The 19,743-nt window shown below is 28.9% G+C and carries 16 protein-coding genes; 15 read left to right on the forward strand and 1 reads right to left on the reverse strand.

What is annotated here, in order from left to right:
- The first annotated feature begins 13 nt into the window (after positions 1-13).
- From Q0984_RS05120 to Q0984_RS05185, 14 genes are all read left to right on the forward strand, one after another.
- Positions 14-799 (forward strand): ABC transporter permease, encoded by a 786-nt coding sequence (locus tag Q0984_RS05120; protein WP_299524565.1) that lies wholly within the window; start codon positions 14-16, stop codon positions 797-799.
- Between the two features lie 12 nt (positions 800-811).
- Positions 812-2,572 (forward strand): ABC transporter ATP-binding protein, encoded by a 1,761-nt coding sequence (locus Q0984_RS05125; RefSeq protein ID WP_299524568.1) that lies wholly within the window; start codon positions 812-814, stop codon positions 2,570-2,572.
- Positions 2,573-2,574: 2 nt separating this feature from the next.
- Entirely contained in the window at positions 2,575-3,669 is a 1,095-nt protein-coding gene (locus Q0984_RS05130; protein ID WP_299524571.1) for a CDP-glycerol glycerophosphotransferase family protein, read from the forward strand.
- On the forward strand, positions 3,662-4,615 hold the full coding sequence (locus tag Q0984_RS05135) for a glycosyltransferase family 2 protein (protein ID WP_299524574.1): 954 nt from the start codon (positions 3,662-3,664) through the stop codon (positions 4,613-4,615). Before Q0984_RS05130 ends, Q0984_RS05135 begins: the two co-directional genes overlap by 8 nt.
- 5 nt (positions 4,616-4,620) lie before the next feature.
- Entirely contained in the window at positions 4,621-5,586 is a 966-nt protein-coding gene (locus Q0984_RS05140) for a glycosyltransferase family 2 protein (RefSeq protein ID WP_299524577.1), read from the forward strand.
- Between the two features lie 15 nt (positions 5,587-5,601).
- Complete coding sequence (locus tag Q0984_RS05145) at positions 5,602-6,459, forward strand: glycosyltransferase family 2 protein (RefSeq protein ID WP_299524580.1); 858 nt, start codon at positions 5,602-5,604, stop codon at positions 6,457-6,459.
- Between the two features lie 47 nt (positions 6,460-6,506).
- A complete protein-coding gene (locus Q0984_RS05150; RefSeq protein WP_299524583.1) occupies positions 6,507-7,910 on the forward strand; it encodes an undecaprenyl-phosphate glucose phosphotransferase in 1,404 nt (467 codons plus the stop codon).
- Between the two features lie 157 nt (positions 7,911-8,067).
- Positions 8,068-10,452 (forward strand): replication factor A, encoded by a 2,385-nt coding sequence (locus tag Q0984_RS05155; protein ID WP_299524585.1) that lies wholly within the window; start codon positions 8,068-8,070, stop codon positions 10,450-10,452.
- A 30-nt stretch (positions 10,453-10,482) separates the two neighbouring features.
- Positions 10,483-11,418, forward strand: a complete 936-nt coding sequence (gene radA / locus Q0984_RS05160) for a DNA repair and recombination protein RadA (protein WP_299524587.1) — start codon at positions 10,483-10,485, stop codon at positions 11,416-11,418.
- Positions 11,419-11,513: 95 nt separating this feature from the next.
- Positions 11,514-12,419 carry an AEC family transporter gene (locus tag Q0984_RS05165; protein ID WP_299524589.1) on the forward strand — a complete coding sequence of 302 codons (906 nt, stop codon included), beginning with the start codon at positions 11,514-11,516 and terminating at the stop codon, positions 12,417-12,419.
- 54 nt (positions 12,420-12,473) lie between these two features.
- Complete coding sequence (locus Q0984_RS05170) at positions 12,474-13,385, forward strand: AEC family transporter (protein WP_299524590.1); 912 nt, start codon at positions 12,474-12,476, stop codon at positions 13,383-13,385.
- A 305-nt stretch (positions 13,386-13,690) separates the two neighbouring features.
- Positions 13,691-15,679: a CoB--CoM heterodisulfide reductase iron-sulfur subunit A family protein gene (locus Q0984_RS05175; RefSeq protein WP_299524593.1), complete on the forward strand. Its 1,989-nt coding sequence runs from the start codon at positions 13,691-13,693 to the stop codon at positions 15,677-15,679.
- 229 nt (positions 15,680-15,908) lie between these two features.
- Entirely contained in the window at positions 15,909-17,177 is a 1,269-nt protein-coding gene (glyA, locus tag Q0984_RS05180) for a serine hydroxymethyltransferase (protein ID WP_299524596.1), read from the forward strand.
- 5 nt (positions 17,178-17,182) lie between these two features.
- A complete protein-coding gene (locus Q0984_RS05185; RefSeq protein WP_299524599.1) occupies positions 17,183-17,884 on the forward strand; it encodes a dihydromethanopterin reductase (acceptor) in 702 nt (233 codons plus the stop codon).
- Here Q0984_RS05185 and Q0984_RS05190 read toward each other — a convergent pair.
- A complete protein-coding gene (locus Q0984_RS05190; protein WP_299524602.1) occupies positions 17,881-18,234 on the reverse strand; it encodes a DUF192 domain-containing protein in 354 nt (117 codons plus the stop codon). The two genes, Q0984_RS05185 and Q0984_RS05190, sit on opposite strands and share 4 nt — an antisense overlap.
- Before the next feature lie 201 nt (positions 18,235-18,435).
- On the opposite strand from Q0984_RS05190, the gene Q0984_RS05195 reads away from it, so the two are divergent.
- Entirely contained in the window at positions 18,436-19,641 is a 1,206-nt protein-coding gene (locus tag Q0984_RS05195; RefSeq protein ID WP_299524605.1) for a methionine adenosyltransferase, read from the forward strand.
- Positions 19,642-19,743: the final 102 nt, after the last annotated feature.

Consider the following 19,743-nt stretch of genomic DNA (forward strand, 5'->3'; position numbering starts at 1 on the left):
AGAGTTATTGTTCATGTTTGAAAACAATGAGTATGTACAAAATTTTAGTAAGTATACTTTTTTACTTACTGAATTAATTAAAAGAGATATAAGTGGAAAATATAAAGATTCTACTTTAGGTTTATTCTGGAGTTTTTTAAATCCATTATTGTCTATGATTGTTTTAACCATGGTTTTCTCTTTAATATTTGCAAATACTATTGAGAATTTCCCAGTTTATTTGTTAAGTGGTAAATTAGTGTTTGATTTATTTGCTAATGCTACTACTGGTGCTATGGATTCAATTAAATCTAATTCGGAGATTATTAAAAAGATTTATGTTCCAAAATATATGTTTGCTGTGGGAATTGTCTGTTCTGAATTTATTAACTTTTTAATATCTTTAGTAGTGTTGGTTGCTGTAATGATAGTTACTGGAGCTCCTTTCCATTTTGCATTAATTTATTCACCAATTCCATTGTTCTTTTTATTAGTTTTAACAATGGGTGTTGGTTTGATACTTGCAACAGCTACAACATTCTTTACAGATATTAAATATTTGTATGGAGTTCTTGTAATGCTTTTATCATTTATGACTCCATTGTTCTATCCGATTGATATTATTCCTCAACAGTTTTTATTTGCATATAAATTAAACCCGTTATATTCTGCTGTTGAGTGTTTTAGAAATATTATTCTTGGTGGAACTTTCCCAGATGCATGGCCGTTTATGTTTTTAGTTGTAACTTCAATAGTTTCACTTATAATTGGAGTTTATGTATTTTTCAAATATCAAGATAAATTTGTACTAAATATTTAAGGAGGTTTTGATTTGACTAACCAAATAAGATGTCCAAAAAGGATTACTCAAAAAGATGAAAAAAATCATTCTGTTTGGGCTGATTTAGATAATATTATGTCTGATGATTTAGAAAATGTAGCTTCAACTACGATTCAATCAAAATCTGCTCCTCAAATTATTTGTGCAACTGATTTTGATTTTAATATTCCTGAAGATGCCAGAATTATTTCAGTTATTGTAGAACATGATTTCCATAAGGAATCTTCTGAAAACCCAATTAAAATGGATCCACCTATAATTAGGGTTTTAACATCTGATAATGAGTTTGAAAGGTTATCATTTATTCATGCTGATGTTTTTCCAGCTGATCGTTCTGTAACAATTCCTATTGAAGATGTTACTGGAAAAGAATTTAATGAAGATTTTACAGTTGAAATAGAGTTCCCAGAAAATGCTAATGATAATGAAGGTTTACTTTACTTTGATTATATTAGGGTTAGGGTTAATTTTGAAGTTAAAAGGTATTTATTGACTTGTGGTGAGACTAATACATATTATCCTACTAAATCCAATCCTATTAAATTAGCTGTTGGTGAAGAATTTAGATATTCTCTTTATTTTAGAAATGTGAATGGTGTTTCTAATGAAAAACAAAAAATTAAAATTAATCTTCCAGATGGATTTGAAATAGTTAGACACTATTTTAAAGCTAGAAAAATTAATAAATTATCTGAAAAAGATGAAGAAGTAGCTGAAGATGAATTTGATGAAGAAAATTTGATTTGGTATCCTTCAGTACGTGGAAAAGGAAGTGCTGCATTTAGAATGGTTCTTAAATGTAAGGAGGAAGGAATTAAATCAATAAATGCATTTACTGAGAATTTTGGTGTAACTCCTAATTTCTATGTTGATGTTCATCCTGAAGGTTATGACAGTCCGACAAATAAGTTTGATGAAACTACTAATGTTTGGAGTTCTGAACTAAATGATGACGAAGATTATCAAAGATTAAATCAGGATGTAGCTATTGAAGTTAATAATGTTTCAATGGAATTTGAAATGCCTCAAGAAAAAGTGGATAATCTAAAAGAATATTGTATTAAGTGGGTTAAAAGGGAACTTAAACCAAAAACAAATTTTAAAGCACTTGATAATTTATCATTTACTATTAATAAAGGAGAAAGGGTTGGAATCATCGGATTTAATGGTGCTGGTAAGAGTACTCTTTTAAAAGTATTGTCTGGTGTATTTAAACCTACTGTAGGAACTATTCATACAAATGGAAAAATAGCGCCTTTATTAGAGCTTGGTGCAGGGTTTGACCACAATTATAGTGGGAGAGAAAATGTATTTTTAAATGGGGCAATATTAGGTTATTCTAAAGAGTTTTTACTAAGTAAATATGATGAAATAGTTGAATTTTCAGAACTTGGGGACTTTATGGAGATTCCGATTAAAAATTATTCTTCAGGTATGAATGCTAAACTTGGTTTTTCAGTAGCTACTGTTGTTGAACCTGATGTATTGATTTTAGATGAAATTTTGTCTGTTGGAGATGTAAAATTCCAAAAGAAAAGTGGAGATAAGCTTAAATCAATGATGGGTTCAGGAGTAACGGTTCTTTTAGTATCACACTCTACAGCTAAAATAAGGGAATTATGTACTAGAGCTATCTGGTTAGATAAAGGTAAGTTAGTAATGGATGGAGATGTTGATTATGTCTGCGATGCATATATTGAAGCAGCTAAAAAAGCATCTGAAGATGAACTTAAAGATTTAGAGCTTGTATAAGTATGTATCTTAAACATAAAATCTATGGGAAATTCTTTAATGTGTTTACCAAATTTCCAATTAATAATAGACAAATATCTTTTATTATAGATTCTAATAAATCATTTAAAGGAAATTTAGACTATATTAAAAAGGAATTTGAAAAAAGAGGAGATTTCCAATTTAACTTTTTTTACAAAGATAAATTATCTTTTTCTAATTTTAAAAAGTTAGCTACTTCTAAATATGTTTTTTTAAATGACAATTTTTTTCCATTAGCTTTCATGGATTTTAAAAAAGACACTAAAGTGATTCAACTTTGGCATGCTCCAGGGGCTTTTAAAAAGTTTGGTGCATCAGTAGATGGTGAATCTAAAGAAATGATTAAAGAAATTGGTAAAAATATAGATTATTTAATTACTTCTGCAGATAGTATTAAACCATTTTATAGTGAAGCATTTCAAATAGATACTTTTAAAATTAAAGCTCTAGGACTTCCTCGAGCAGATTATTATTTTAAAAATCATGATTTAAATAAATTAAGAGAGAATTTTGATTCTAAATATCATTTAGCTAAAAATAAAAAAATAGTTCTTTATGCACCTACATTTAGGGATAATTCTGAAGATAATAATGTTTTTAATTTTTTAGATTTGGAAAAATTCAACAAAGAATTAGGAGATGACTATGTTTTGGTTTTAAGACTTCATCCTAAAATCAAAAAGTTTTTTAAAAATCAGATTGAAGTTAATCAGGATTATATTGATTGTACTGATTTTGATAATGAACAAGAGCTTTTATTAATTTCTGATGTGCTGATAAGTGATTATTCATCAATAATGATTGAATTTGCCATGTTATTTAAACCAATAATATTTTTTACTTATGATTTTGATAATTATGTGTCTGATGATAGAGGTTTTTATTTTGATTTTAAACAAAATGTTCCAGGACCTATTGTTTACACAACTGATGAGTTAATTTCTGAAATTAAGAATAATAATTTTGATAAAAATAGGATTTCTAAATTTTTAGAAACACAGTTTAATCCAATTGATGGTTGTTCATCTAAAAGAATTGTGGATTTCTTATTAAATGAAGGTGAAGAAAATGGATAATATTAAAGTTAGTGTAATCATTCCAGTTTATAATAATTCAGAATATATATCTACATCATTATCTTCACTAATAAATCAGGATTTTGATGAACTTTATGAAATTATTGTTGTTGATGATGGATCAACAGATAATAGTTTGGATATTGCACAGGAATTACTAAGCAAATCAAATATTCCATACAAATTACTTCATCAAAGGAACTCTGGAGTAAGTACAGCTCGAAATCATGGAATTGAAGTTTCAAGAGGAGAATATTTAGTATTTGTTGATAGTGATGATTATGTTTTAACTAATCATTTATCTGAATTATACAATGGAAAAACAGATTTTACATTAACACAAATGACAAAAAAAGGTGCAGAGTCTTCATTTAACTGTCATGATAATTTAATAACTGCTAAAGATTTAATTAAAATGGAACTGCAAATGTTAATTCCAGAATTCAGTTTTTGTCAGTTAATATACAAATCAGATTTAATTAAAAATAATAACTTAAAATTTGATTCAAAAGCTGTTTATGGTGAAGATACAGAATTTGCCCTAAAAGCTTTAAGTTATGGTGAAAGTGTAGCTATTAGTCAAGAAATAACCTACTTTTATATTCAAAGAGAGGATTCAGCTACAAGTAAAGCAGGTCTTAAAAGATTTAATTTCATTGAAACTTTGGAAAATCTTTCAAAATTTTACAAATCTCAAGGTCATGATGCACTAGCTAATTTAATAATTACAAGTAGAATACCTAAAGCAATATTTGGAAATATGAATTATTTCTTTTATCATAACTATGATTTTAATGAAGTAATTGCAAAAATGAAAGAATTGGATTTGTTTTCAAAATTATCTAAATTTGAAGGAGATTTTAAATTTAAGCTTAAAATAAAGCTATTTTTATTAAATCCAAAATTATATTATAAAATGTGGAAAAAATTTAAAAATACTATTTGATTATTATGAAAGCTTCTGTAATAACACCTAATTATAATGGAAAACAATTTTTAAAAACATACTTTGATTCTTTAAATAATAATAAAGAATCTATTGGAGAAGTTATTTTAATTGATAATGGATCTGATGATGGTAGTGTTGAATTTATAGAAAATTATTCGAAAAATTTGGATTTTCCTGTAATTGTAATTAAAAATAATGAAAATGTAGGATTTGCAAAAGCAGTAAATCAGGGTATTTTAAAATCTAATTATAATTATATATTTTCATTAAATAATGATACTGAAGTTGAAAAAGGAGCTGTTAAATCATTAATATCATTAATTTCATCAAATAGTAATATTTTTTCAGTTGCATCTAAAATGGTTCAGTTTGATAATAAGAATTTAATAGATGATGCTGGTGATGAATATAATATATTGGCATGGACTAAAAAAACTGGAGAAAATCAACCTTTAAAAAATTATAATGAAGTATATGAAATATTTTCTAGTTGTGCTGGTGCAGCTATGTATAATAAAGCTATTTTAGATAAAATAGGTCTTTTTGATGAAAATTTCTTTGCATATATGGAGGATGTAGATTTAAGTTATAGAGCAAAAATTAATGGATATAAAAATCTATTTTGTCCAGATTCAATTGTATATCATATTGGAAGTGCAACAAGTGGAAGCAGATATAATGAGTTTAAAGTTAAATTAGCTGCTAGAAATAATGTGTGGACTGTCTATAAAAATTTCCCGATTCCACAAAAGATTGTAAACTTCATATTTTTATTTTTAGGATTTTTAATTAAATATTTATTTTTTGTTAAAAAAGGATTTGGTAAAACATATCTGGAAGGGATTAAAGAAGGTTTAAAAACAAGAAATAAAATTAATAAAGTTAAATTTGACTCAAAAAACACTATAAACTATTTTAAAATAGAATGGAAATTAATTGTTAATGCTATTAAATTTTTAAAAAAATGAATTTAGTTGAGAATTATGGATCTTTCAGTTATTATTGTAAATTATCAAACTTTTAAGTTAACACGAGATACTATAGAATCTATATTGGAATATGAGTATCCTTTTAGCTATGAAATAATAGTAGTGGATAATGCTTCTAGTGATGATAGTTTAGATAAATTAAAGGATTATTTTAAAGATTCAGTTAAATTTATTTCTTCAAAGGAAAATAATGGATTTGCAGCAGGTAATAATCAGGGTTTAAAAATAGCTAGTGGAAAATATGTTCTTTTATTAAATTCTGACACTGTTGTTTGGGAAGATACTTTGAAGAATATCTATGATTTTATGGAAGATAATCCAGATGTTGGTGCATGTGGTTGTAAAGTTCTTTTAGAAGGTGGAAATTTGGATAAAGCATGTAAAAGGTCTTTTCCAAATATCAAAAATTCATTTTACAGGTTATTTCATATTCCAACAAATAGTAAAGATGATAACTATAACTTAGATAATCTTTCTGATGATGGAATTTATGAAATCGACTGTTTAACTGGTGCATTCATGTTTATTCGTCAAAAATGTTTAAATTCAGTTGGTTTATTGGATGAAACATTTTTTATGTATGGCGAAGACATTGATTTGTGTTATAGGATTAAACATGATAACTGGAAGATAATTTACTTTGGTAAAAATAGTATAACTCATTTTAAAGGAGCTAGTAGTAAAAAGCAAAAGTCTAAATTAATATATGAATTTTATAGGGCAATGTATATTTATTATAAAAAACATCATGCAGATAATACATCAATATTTGTTAATTTAGTTGTTTATTTTGGAATACTTTGTTTATGTATTCTAAAATTGATTTTGAATTTCTTTAAAAAGAAAAATTAAATATTAGGAAATTCAAAAATATACCTAAATCTATTTTTGTGATAAATATGATTAAGCAGAATCAAAGAGCATTAAATATAGTTATGGTTTTAATTGATGTGTTAGTTGTAACTATATCTCTTTTCTGTGCATGGTGGTTACGTTTTAAAACTACCTTATTTGGTCCGATTGGAGGACATTTAAGTTTACAAAGTTATGTTCTTTTTTTAACATTTGCTGTAATACCTACTTATGTGATACTATACTTTTCTTTTGGTCTTTATAAACCATATAGGACTCATAAAACAATATTTTCAGAAGTAACTCAAATTATAAAAGTAAATATTGTTGCATTTTTTGTATTAGTGTCTATTTTATTCATTGTTAATGAACCTGATTTTTCAAGAATAATGTTATTCCTTTTAGCTATTATAGCTACTGTTTTTGGAGTAACTGAAAGGTTTGTTATTAGAAGTTTCTTAAAGGAACTCAGATCAAATAATAAGAATCTAAAACATATTCTTGTTGTTGGTGATAATGATTTAGCTTTTACATTTGCTCGTAGAATTAAGGCAAATCCATATTTAGGTTTTGTCATTGGTGGATTTTTAGGTAAATCTAACCATGTTGGTTTAGAAATGGAAGGTAGTAAAATTATAGGTTCTTTTAAAGATTTGGATGATATTCTTGAGAGAAATAGTTTTGATAGAGTTGTATTAGCTATTCCTTTGAAATATTATTATAAAATCGATGAACTTGTAGAAAGTTGTGAAAAGGTGGGAATTAAAGCAGAAATTATTCCAGATTATATAAGGTATTTCCCAGCACAGCCATCAGTAGACATGATTGAAGATATTCCGATTATAAATATCCGTTATGTTCCATTAGATGATGCATTTAATAGTTTTTTAAAATTATTGTCTGATTACATAATATCTATTATAGCTATTATAATTACATCTCCAATTATGATAATTACTGCAATAGTTATTAAATTAACTTCTAAAGGTCCTATTATATTTAAACAAGAAAGGATAGGATATCATGGAAAACCATTCATGATGTATAAATTTAGAAGTATGAAAGTTCAAAATCCAAATGATGAAAAATCAGAATGGACAACAAAAGATGATCCAAGAAAAACTAAAGTGGGTAATTTTATTAGAAAAACAAGTATTGATGAATTACCTCAATTTTTCAATGTTTTAAAAGGGGATATGAGTGTTGTTGGTCCTAGACCTGAAAGACCATATTTTGTTGATGAATTTAAAGAAAAAATTCCTAAATACATGGTTAAACATCAAGTTAAACCAGGTTTAACAGGTTGGGCCCAAATTCATGGGTGTCGTGGTAATACTTCTATTAAAAAACGTATTGAATTTGACATTGAGTATGTAGAAAATTGGCATATGGGTTTGGACTTAGTTATTATGATTAAAACAGTTGTAAAGAAAAATCCTAATGCATATTAAGAATTTTTCATATTTGCATTTTTGTGTAGTTTATTAAAATTTATATTCTATCTTTTTAATAATTATTTTAAAAAATTACTTTTCAAATGCGCTCTCTAATAGTTTATATACATTTTAATTTAATAATAATAATTAACTTTCTAACGAGGGGTTTGGTATGGACGATGAAGTTTTAGAAATGTATGAAAAAGTCAAAGATAAATTGACTGAAGAAGAATTTGAACAGAAAATAAATGAAATTTCTCAAGGATACGAAGGTATAAGTTTCATGAGTGATTTGGACATTGCTAAACAAATAGTAGATAGTATAAATGGTCCTGATGAAAATGATTCTTTAACTAATAGTGATGATGTTTTGGATATTGGTGATTTAGAAGAAGGATCTCAAGGAGTTATCGCAGGATTGGTTACTAGTATTTCAAATCCAAAATCATTTAAAACACGTAAAGGTAAAGAAGGTAAAGTCTGTAATCTTGAATTAGAAGATAATACTGGTAAAATTAGAGTAGTATTATGGACAGAAAATATCAAACTTCTTAAAAATTTTGAAGAAGGGGATATTGTCAAAATCACTGATGTAGATATAAAAGAAGGTTACATGGGTGGTAATGAAGCTAATTTGAGACCTAGGTCAACTATAACTCATTTTAAAGATGCAGATTTATCAAAATTCCCAGAATATAATCAAAATATAACTGATATTGAAGATCTTGTTCCAGATACAAAAGCAAACATTATTGCTAGAATAATAAGAATTCCAACTCCAAGAACATATGAAAAAAATGGAAAAGAAGGAAAAGTTACTTCTTTGGAGTTAAAAGACGCAACTGGTGAAATATCATATACTTTATGGAATAAAAATGTTGATTTAATTGAAGAATTAGGATTAGATGCTGGAGATTCTGTAAAAATATTGGGTGCTCAAGTGAGAGAAAGAAATGGGGAAAAATCTTTAACTCACTGGGATGGTAGAATAATCAAAGGTGATTTTGATGTTCCGGAATTCAATCAAGAATTTATTAAAATTGGGGATATTACAGAGCAAAATAATGTAGCTATTAAAGGTGTAATTTCTAAGTTACAGGATATTAGAACATTCATGAGAAAATCAGATAATTCAGAGGGTAAATTAAGAAACTTTGAAGTTACTGATGATACAGGTTCTATTAGAACTACTGTATGGGGAAATGACACAGACTTACCAATAAACAAGGGAGACATTGTTAAAATTATTGGTGCTGATGCTCGCTTTGATGATTATACTGAAAGTGGGTATTCACTTAATACAAATTTTAACACTCAAATAACATTAAACCCTGAAAATTTATCTGTTGAAGAAATGGATTTATTTGATGAGTTAAAACAAAAAGTTTCTCAAATTATTAGACTTAGTGAAGTTGAAGAATTTGATGAAGATGGAGCTGAAGTTGATGTTATTGGAAGAATATTTGCTATTGGAGAAATTAATGAATTCCAGAGAGATGATGGTAGTGTAGGATATGCACGTTCAGCTAGTTTTTCTGATGGGGAAGGCCGTGTTCGTTTATCATTCTGGGATGATAAGGCTAAACAAGAATATAAACCAGGGGATGCATATAAACTTGAAAATGCAAGAGTCAGGTTAGGTATGTATGAGGTTGAGTTAAATATTGGGAGTTCTGCTCGTGTAATTAAATTATCTGAAGATGATAATGAAGCAAGATTCCTTCCATCTTTCAAAACTATTGAAACAATGCTTTATAAACATAAATCTATTTCTGATGTTGAAGAAGATGATGAAGGTCTTATTGTTACTGGTAGGGTAATTGAAGCAAATGATGTTCATGAATTTAACAGGGATGATGGAACTAAAGGTTTTGTTAAGTCTTTAGAAATAGCTGATAATTCTGGTTCTATTAATGTTACATTATGGAATGAAAACGCTAAAAAAGAGTGGAATGCTGGAGATGCTATTAAATTCCAAGATCCTCAAATTACATATAGAAATGATAGTTTGGAAATCAATGTATCAAGATCCACTTCAATTCTTGAACCTAATGAAACAGAACTTGAAGAATTACCTACTTATGATGAATTGAAAGAATCAATTTATGTTCCTAAGACTATTGAATCTTTAGAAGATGATGATAGAAATGTTCGTATTACAGGTACTCTTAAAGAAGTATTTGGTAATAAAGTATTAATTACTAAATGTCCTAGTTGTGGAAATACTATTGACCAATCTTCTGAAGAATTTGTCTGTGAGTTTTGTGGAGATACAATAGATGAACCTAGGTATCTTTTAATGATTCCAGCTAGACTTGAAGATGATACTGGTGAAATTTCAATTACTTTCTTTGATAACTTAGCTGAAGAACTTCTTGACATGAAAAAAGAAGAAATAATTTCTATTACTGATAATGGTTCTGATTTAGGAGTCATGGAAGGTAAAATTGATGATTTGAATGGTTTAACTGTTGAAGTTATTACTAATGTTAGTTTTGATGATTATAATGAAGAAATTAGGCTTAATCCTAAAAGAATTTTATCTAAATATTACTGAAATAAAACAAATTAATGAGGCATGATTATTATGGTGGAATTAGAAGATTTACCAAGTGTTGGTGAAAAAACAGCAGAAAAATTAAGAGATGCAGGTTTTGCAGACATGATGAGGTTAGCTACTGCAACTCCTAAAGAATTATCTGTTAAAGCAGAAATTGGTGAAGGTGTAGCTGAAAAAGTTATTGAAGCAGCTCGTAAATCTGAAAAAATAGATTTTGAAACAGCTTTTGATGTTCTTGAAAGAAGAAGAGATGTAGGTCACATTTCTGTTGGAAGTGAAGGTTTCAATGATTTAATTGGTGGTGGAATTGAAACTCAATCAATTACTGAAGTATTTGGCGAGTTTGGATCAGGTAAAAGTCAAATTTCTCATGAATTAGCAGTTACTGTACAATTACCTCCTGAAAAAGGTGGACTTGACGCTGAATGTGTATTTATTGATACTGAAAATACTTTTCGTCCAGAAAGAATTGAACAAATAGCTAATGGATTTGAATTAGATGTGGAAGAAGTTTTACAAAGAATTCATGTAGCTCGTGCATTTAACTCTTCTCACCAAATTTTAATGGCTGAAAAAATCAATGAACTCATTCAACAAGGTAATAATATTAAATTAGTCATTGTAGATTCATTAATGGCTCATTTCAGAGCTGAATATGTTGGAAGGGAATCTTTAGCTGTAAGACAACAAAAATTAAATCAACATTTACATGCACTTCAGCAAATAGCTAACACATATAATGTAGCTGTTTTCATAACAAATCAAGTTCAAGCTAAACCTGATTCTTTCTTTGGAAGTCCTACTAAAGCTATTGGTGGACATGTTTTAGGGCATGCATCTACTTACAGGATCTGGCTTAAAAAAGGTTTAGCAGGTAAAAGAATTGCTCGTTTAGTTGATAGTCCTCATTTACCTGAAGGTGAATGTGTATTTAAAATTAAAACAGAAGGTATTGTTGATTAGTGCCAATTACCTTTTTTAACCCCTCTTTTTTATTATCATTTTATAACAAATGTTTATAAACTTGTTTGTTCAATATTTATACCCGTGGTATTAATATGAATGCAATTGAAATTACAATTATATCTATTGTTTTAATGATTGGTTTAGGTTATGTTCTTAAAAGAATAGATTTTTTAAGTGAAAAAGATATTGATCCTTTAAATAAAATTGTAATGTATATTCTTATGCCTTGTATGATTTTTTCTGCACTTTATTCTGCAGATATGAGTTTATTACCTACTCTGGGGATTTTACCTTTTGTTATTTTAACAGCATCTATTCTTTCAGGAGTTATTTCATATATTGTTCTTAAAAGACTTCATTATGATGATAAAAAAATTTGGAGTGTTTTAGTAACTGTAATGATAGCTAATACAGCATTTATGGGGTATCCTGTTAATTTAGGTGTTTATGGTCATCCCGGATTTTTAAGAGCTATCTTTTGTGATTTAGCTACAACTTGTATGTTTTTATTATTGTCATTTGTTTTAGTTCTTAAATTTGGAGGAACTGTTAAAAAAGCGTTTAAGAAGATTTTGTTGTTTCCTCCTTTGTGGGCTGTTGTTTTAGGTATTTCATTTAATTTATTAAATGTTCCTATTGGTCCTGTTGTGGATAAGACGATTGGTTATTTGGCTGATGGTGCTATTCCTTTGATTATGATTTCACTTGGTTTATCAATAGAACTTGAAGGTCTTGCTAGAAGTAAGGATATGGTTATTTTTACATCTATTGTTAAATTAGGTGTATTTCCATTAATTGCTTTAGTTGTGGTGTCTGCATTAGGACTCACTGGTTTACAACATGATGTTGGGATTATTGAGGCAGCTATGCCTTCAGGTATGCTGTCTTTATTATTGGCTATTACTTATAAATTAGATTATGAACTAACTTCAGATTGTATTTTAATAAATACTGTTATTTCATTAATAACTTTACCAGTCATAATGACATTATTATAAATAATTTGAACAGGTTTCTGTTCTATTTTTATTTTTTTTTACATAGTGGAGGTGATGTATGTGAATGCAATTGAGATTACAATTATATCAATTTTTTTAATGATTGGTGTTGGATATGTTCTTAAAAGAATAGATTTTTTAAGTGAAAAAGATATTGATCCTTTAAATAAAATTGTAATGTATGTTCTTTTACCTTGTATGATTTTTTCTGCACTTTATTCTGCAGACATGAAAATGCTACCTACATTAGGAACATTACCTTTTATTATTCTAGCAGAATCTGCAATTTGTGGAGTTATTGCATATATTATTTTAAAATGTAAACATTATGATGATATAAAAACGTGGAGTGTTTTACTTCCTCTTTTAATATCTAATACTGCATTTGTAGGTTATCCGGTTACATTAGGTGTTTATGGTCATCAAGGTTTTGTAATGGCAGTTTTCTGTGATTTAGCTACTACGGTTATATTCTTAATATTGTCATTTGTTTTAGTTCTTAAATTTGGCGGGACTATTAAAAATGCATTTAAGAAGATTTTGTTGTTTCCTCCTTTGTGGGCTGTTGTTTTAGGTATTTCATTTAATTTGTTAAATGTTCATATTGGTCCTGTTGTGGATAAGACGATTGGTTATTTGGCTGATGGTGCTATTCCTTTGATTATGATTTCACTGGGTCTTGCAATTAAATTTGAAGGGTTTAATAGGAATAAATCATTGGTGTGTATTAATTCATTTATTAAATTGATTTTATGTCCGGTAGTTACTTTAATTATTGTTTCTTATTTGGGTTTTACAGGTTTGCAAAATAATATTGGAATTATTGAGGCAGCTATGCCTTCTGGAACAATGTCATTGGTTTTAGCTATTACTTATAAATTGGATTATGAGTTAACTTCAGATTGTATTTTAGTAAATGCTATAATTTCACTTGTGACTTTACCTGTCTTAATAATGATATTGTAACCATTAAATTTTAAAATTTAACTTAGCCTAAATTTATTAATTTTGTTAAAGAATTATCTTTGTTATTTTTTAGCTTTTAAAAACATGTTTTTAGTTCTTATTTGGCTTTAATAATAATTCTAATTCCTTTAAATTTTTCTGATATATAAATGTTACTCACTAACTTCTATAGAAATCTTTATTAATGTGTCTTTACTACATATTTAATATCTAATTATTTTCTAAAAATTAGAATAATTTTTTTTGCATAAAATTTTTATTAATATAATTAGATTTTTTCACGACTTGTACAAGGTGAATTAAATATGGCAGAAGAAAAAAGAGATAATAATGAAGAATTAAGGATTGGTGTTTACGTCTGTCACTGTGGTGTAAACGTTGGTGGAGTTGTAGATTGTCCAGATGTCGCAGAATACGCAAGTACCTTGCCTGATGTTGTTGTAGCAAAGGATTACAAATACATGTGTTCTGACCCAGGTCAATTAATGATTCAAGAAGATATTAAAGCACACAACCTCAACAGGGTTGTTGTAGCTGCATGTTCTCCTCGTCTTCACGAACCTACTTTCCGTAGATGTGTAGAAGAAGCTGGTTTAAACAAATTTTTATTTGAATTTGCAAACTTAAGGGAACAAGACTCTTGGGTACACATGAACGAACCTGAAGCAGCAACTGAAAAAGCTAAAGATTTAACTCGTATGGCTGTTGCTAAAGCAAGATTACTCGAACCATTAGAAGCTACTAAAGTAGCTGTAGATAACAAAGCATTAGTTATCGGTGGTGGAGTATGTGGTATTCAAACCGCTTTAGATTTAGGTGACATGGGATTCAAAACTTACATGGTTGAAAGACACCCTACTATTGGAGGTAGGATGGGACAATTAGATAAAACTTTCCCAACTCTTGACTGTTCAATGTGTATTTTAGCACCAAAAATGGTAGACGTTTCCAAACATGAAAACATCGAATTAATTACCTACGCAGAAGTTAAACAAGTAGACGGATACATTGGTAACTTCCATGTAACTGTAGGTAAAAAAGCAAGATACGTAATCGAAGAAGATTGTACTGGATGTGGATCTTGTGTAGAAGCTTGTCCAATTGAAATACCTAACTACTACGATGAAGGTGTAGGTATGGTTAAAGCTGCTTACATTCCATTCCCTCAAGCTGTACCATTATGTGCAACTATTGATAAAGATTACTGTATTGGCTGTATGTTATGTGACCAAGCTTGTGAACGTGGTGCAATTGACCACAATCAACAACCATCTGAAATTAAATTAGATGTTGGTACTATTATCGCAGCTACTGGTTACGATCCATTTGACCCATCTGGTATTTACCAATACGGATACGGACGTTTCACTAACGTAATTACTGGTATGGAAATTGAAAGGATGATTAATGCATCTGGTCCTACTGGTGGACATGTTGTAAAACCATCTGATGGTAAAGAACCTGAACGTGTTGCATTCATCCATTGTGTTGGTTCTAGGGATGAACAAATCGGTAAACCATATTGTTCCAGAGTATGTTGTATGTACTCTATGAAAAACGCTCAATTATGTATTGACCACGAACCAGATACTGAAGTAACCTGTTACTACATGGATATTCGTGCATTTGGTAAAGGATACGAAGAGTTCTACAAAACCTCTCAAGAAAAATATGGTATTGAATTTATCAGAGGTAAACCTGCTCAAATCTTCGAAAATGATGATTTAACTTTAACTATCAGAGCAGAAGATACTTTACTCGGTAAAGTAACTGAATACACTTATGACTTAGTTGTATTAAGTGTTGGTCTTGAACACCCTGAAGGTTCAGAAGAACTCAGACAAACTTTAGGTGTTTCCAAATCCTCCGACGGATTCTATATGGAAGCTCACCCTAAACTCAGACCTGTTGACACCTTAACTGATGGTGTTTACATTGCTGGTGTAGCACAAGGTCCTAAAGATATTCCTGACTCCGTAGCACAAGGTTCAGCTGCAGCATCTAGGGCAGCTATCCCAATGGCTAAAGGTCAAGTAGAAATCGAACCTATTATTGCACGTACTGATGATGTAGTCTGTGGTGCTTGTGAAGTTTGTGTTGAATTATGTCCATATGGAGCTATCTCCATTGTTGGTGAAGATGCTGCTGCTCACGCAGAAATCAATGCTGCATTATGTAAAGGATGTGGTACTTGTGTAGGTGCATGTCCATCTGGAGCTATGGATCAACAACACTTCAAAACAGATCAAATCATGGCACAAATCAGTGCAGCTCTTGAAGACGTAGGTAAATAGATGCGGAGATTTTTATCTCCAATTCTTTTTTTTTAAAACTAACTTTTTTTAAATACTCTTATTTTTACTGAATTTGTATGTTATATATCTCAGAAAGGATTGTAACATAAAACATATCTGTGTATTTTTTCTTTTTTTGACAGTACTACAAAAATCTTATATTATAAGATGAATATAAATTACTAGTGTATCGTTAATTTAATACTAATTGGATACTTAGGTGTAGTAAATGACTGATTATCATAATGAAGTTTTAGAATTTGAAAGAATAATGAAAGAACACACTAATTATATGAGAAATAGTATAAATCTCATTGCTAGTGAAAATATTACAAGTTCAGATGTAACTGAAGCTGTAGCTTCTGATTTAGCTCATAGATATGCAGAAGGACAGTCTCACGAAAGATTATACGAAGGATGTCAATATATTGATGAAATTGAAGATCGTGTTATAGATTTATCTAAAAAATTGTTCAATGTAGATTATGCTAATGTACAACCAATTTCTGGTGTAACTTCTAATTTAGCTGCATTTTTCGGATATTCTAATTATGGAGATAAATTAATGGCTTTAGATGTCCCTTATGGTGGACATATTAGTCATGCAAAAGTTAGTGCAGCAGGAATTGCAGGTTTAAAAACTATTAGTCAACCTTTTGACAAAGAAGTTATGAATATTGATATTGATGCAATGAATAAAAAAATCCTTGAAGAAAAACCAAAAATAGTTCTTTTTGGAGGAAGTTTATTTTTATTCCCTCATCCTGTAAAAGAAGCTCGTGAAGCAGCTGATGAAGTAGGAGCAAAAATCATGTATGATGGAGCTCATGTTTTAGGACTTATTGCTGGAGGACAATTCCAACAACCAATAGCTGAAGGAGCAGATTTAATGATGGGAAGTACTCATAAATCTTTCCCAGGTCCACAAGGAGGAATTATCCTTTCACATGCAGAAAATAAAGAAGTTATTGACAATGCAGTATTCCCTGGTGTTGTAAGTAATCATCATCTTCATCATTTAGCAGGTTTAGGTATTGCTTCTGCTGAAATGTTAGCATTTGGACAAGATTATGCAAAACAAATTATTAAAAACTCTAAAGCATTAGCTCAAGCTTTATATGAACGTGGATTTGACGTGTTATGTGAAGAATTAGGTTTCACAGAATCTCATCAATTAGCTGTTAATGTTTCAAACATTAGAAGTGCTAGTGATATTGCTCGTGATTTAGCTAACAATGATGTTATCTTAAACAAAAACCTCCTCCCTGGAGATGATGTAAATGATAGTGATAATCCATCTGGTTTAAGAATTGGAACTCAAGAAATCACTAGAAGAGGTTTAAAAGAAAAAGAAATGGATGAAATAGCTGAATTCATTAAAAGAGTTGCTGTTGATAAAGAAGACATCAAAGATGAAGTACGTGAATTCATGGGCCAATACACTACTGTTCATTATTCATTCTCTCAAAATGAAGGTTATCAATTCCATAAACTTTAGATAATATGAGAATAGGATTTGCATTTACTGGAGCAGGTCATTTACTTAATGAGTCTGTTCAATTAGCTGAAAAACTAGCTAAAAATCATGAATTAACCATATTTTTATCTGGTGCTGCTGAAGATGTTTTAAAAATGTATGGTCTTTATGAGAGAGTAGTTAATTTAACTGGTGGAAAGTATAGAGAATTAGCTACAGATAAAACTCAAAAATTTAGCTACCCAATTACTGGAAGACTTTCTCTAGGTAAGTATGATTTACTAATTGTAACTCCAGCTACTGCTAATACAGTTGCAAAAATTGTTCATGGTATTTCAGATACATTAGTTACAAATGCAGTTGCTCAAGCTGGAAAAGGGGCTGTTAAAACACTTATGGTTCCAGTAGATGTTCATCCAGGTCCTATTGACACAGTTTTACCTTCAAAAATGGAAGTTTCTAAATGTGAAGATTGTAAAGATTGTGTTGCATCATTAGTATGTAATCAAGGTGCAATTATTCCACATAAAGAAATTGATTTATTGAAGTGTATTGGATGTGGACTTTGTAAGAATACATGTCCAAATGATGCAATATCTGAAGGTAAAATAATAACTATGTATATGAGAGATATTGATATTGAAAATACTAAAAAATTATCTGGTATTGAAAATATTAAGATCTTTGAAAGTCCTAATGAAATATTGGACTTTTTAAAAAATTATTAGATGAATTTAATTTCATCTCCTTTTTTTAATTTATTTTTCATTTTGTTTTCTTTAAATTCAATTATATATGCTGATTTTTTTATAGGGGTATATTTGCTCCAGGGTTTTAAGGTTTTAATATCAAAAATTTTTAAATTTTCATCTAAAAAGTACACATCTATGTTAAATTTCATGAAAGATGTATGAATTCCACAACAGAATCTATTTTTTGTATTTGTAATAAAAACTAATCCGTAATCAATATTTTTTTTAAACATTAAACCTTTCAATCGCTTAAAATAGTTATCTGCAAATTTAAGTTTTATAAAAATTGTTTTATGAGTTGTTTTATTATATATTCCTTTTTTCATTAGCTTAAATTTCAGTTTCATTCTTTTTAAGTTTTTAGAATCTCTTTGAAAATTTTTGATTTTAATTTAAGAAATTTAGTTTAAATGATAAAACTTTTTTTTTAAAGCTGTTTTTTTCTATTTTCTTAAAAAATCCCATAACATTTATTTATTAATTAAACTAAAAAAATATAATATAAATAACTGATATGTGTTGATAAAATGAGAAACATAATTGTAAAAGAATTAAATCAAACTTACATTGAAGATATCGATATTGAAATCGTTGAAAGAAAAGGTATAGGTCACCCAGATAGTATTAGTGATGGTATTGGTGAAACTGTAAGTGAAGCTTTATGTAAAATGTATATGGATGAACTTGGTGGAGTTCTTCACCATAACACTGATGAAGTTCAGATTACTGCAGGTGAATCTAATCCGGTATTTGGTGGAGGTAAACTCTTAAAACCTATTGATATCTTATTGACTGGTAGGGGAGTTTCAGAATATGATGGAGTTAAATTCCCTCTTGATAGAGTAGCTATTGAAGCAGCTAAAAACTTCTTAGATGATACTATTATTAATTTAGATGTTGAGTTAGATACTGTTGTTGAATGTAAAATTGGTCATGGTTCTGGAGATTTAGTAGATGTATTTAAAAGAGAAGGTGCACCTTCTTCAAATGATACCTCTTTTGGTGTAGGTTATGCTCCATTTTCTGAAACTGAAACTTTAGTTAAAGCTACTGAAGAATTATTAAATTCTAAAGATTTCAAAGCTAAACATCCTGCTGTTGGTGAAGATATTAAAGTAATGGGATTAAGAGAAGGGGAAAAAATTACTTTAACTATTGGTTGTGCAATGGTTTCAAAATTTGTTGCTGATAGAGATGAATATATTTCTGTTCGTGAAGAATTAAAAGATATTGTAGCAGACCTTGCAACTAAATATACAAATAGGGAAGTTGAAGTATTTGTTAACACTGCAGATAATGATGATGCAACTGATGAATCTGGTTACTATTTAACTGTAACTGGTACTTCTGCTGAAATGGGTGATGATGGTTCTGTAGGTAGAGGAAACAGGGCTAATGGTTTAATTACTCCATGCAGACCTATGTCTATGGAAGCTAGTTCTGGTAAAAACCCAATTAATCACGTAGGTAAAATTTATAATATTTTATCTAATGAAATAGCTAAAGATGTTATTGAAAATGTTGAAGGAATCAAACAAATGAATGTCATGATTTTAAGCCAAATTGGTAAACCTATTGATCAACCAAAAGCAGCTTCTACTCAAGTTATTTTAGATGATGGTGTTAAACTTGAAGATGTTGATAAAAAAGTAGAACAAATTGTTGATAGGTGGCTTGAAGATATATCAATTATTACAGAAAATGTTGTTCAAGGAAAAACAAGAACCTTTTAGATTTTAGGTATAATTTAATCATAGTCTCATGACTATGTATTAAGTTTCCTTTCTCGTTTTTTCAACTAAATTAAATCTCTATTCTTTAGAGATTTTTATTTT

Source organism: uncultured Methanobrevibacter sp. (genome assembly GCF_934746965.1).
Lineage (GTDB): Archaea > Methanobacteriota > Methanobacteria > Methanobacteriales > Methanobacteriaceae > Methanocatella.

What these genes read in the sequence shown, in the direction of transcription:
- Q0984_RS05175 (WP_299524593.1), top strand. Translation starts at nt 13,691, where the DNA reads ATGGCAGAAGAAAAAAGAGATAATAATGAAGAATTAAGGATTGGTGTT.
- Q0984_RS05190 (WP_299524602.1), bottom strand. Translation starts at nt 18,234, where the DNA reads ATGAAAAAAGGAATATATAATAAAACAACTCATAAAACAATTTTTATA.
- glyA (WP_299524596.1), top strand. Translation starts at nt 15,909, where the DNA reads ATGACTGATTATCATAATGAAGTTTTAGAATTTGAAAGAATAATGAAA.
- Q0984_RS05155 (WP_299524585.1), top strand. Translation starts at nt 8,068, where the DNA reads ATGGACGATGAAGTTTTAGAAATGTATGAAAAAGTCAAAGATAAATTG.
- Q0984_RS05170 (WP_299524590.1), top strand. Translation starts at nt 12,474, where the DNA reads ATGTATGTGAATGCAATTGAGATTACAATTATATCAATTTTTTTAATG.
- Q0984_RS05135 (WP_299524574.1), top strand. Translation starts at nt 3,662, where the DNA reads ATGGATAATATTAAAGTTAGTGTAATCATTCCAGTTTATAATAATTCA.
- Q0984_RS05150 (WP_299524583.1), top strand. Translation starts at nt 6,507, where the DNA reads ATGATTAAGCAGAATCAAAGAGCATTAAATATAGTTATGGTTTTAATT.
- Q0984_RS05120 (WP_299524565.1), top strand. Translation starts at nt 14, where the DNA reads ATGTTTGAAAACAATGAGTATGTACAAAATTTTAGTAAGTATACTTTT.
- Q0984_RS05140 (WP_299524577.1), top strand. Translation starts at nt 4,621, where the DNA reads ATGAAAGCTTCTGTAATAACACCTAATTATAATGGAAAACAATTTTTA.
- Q0984_RS05130 (WP_299524571.1), top strand. Translation starts at nt 2,575, where the DNA reads ATGTATCTTAAACATAAAATCTATGGGAAATTCTTTAATGTGTTTACC.
- Q0984_RS05185 (WP_299524599.1), top strand. Translation starts at nt 17,183, where the DNA reads ATGAGAATAGGATTTGCATTTACTGGAGCAGGTCATTTACTTAATGAG.
- Q0984_RS05145 (WP_299524580.1), top strand. Translation starts at nt 5,602, where the DNA reads ATGGATCTTTCAGTTATTATTGTAAATTATCAAACTTTTAAGTTAACA.
- Q0984_RS05165 (WP_299524589.1), top strand. Translation starts at nt 11,514, where the DNA reads ATGAATGCAATTGAAATTACAATTATATCTATTGTTTTAATGATTGGT.
- Q0984_RS05195 (WP_299524605.1), top strand. Translation starts at nt 18,436, where the DNA reads ATGAGAAACATAATTGTAAAAGAATTAAATCAAACTTACATTGAAGAT.
- radA (WP_299524587.1), top strand. Translation starts at nt 10,483, where the DNA reads ATGGTGGAATTAGAAGATTTACCAAGTGTTGGTGAAAAAACAGCAGAA.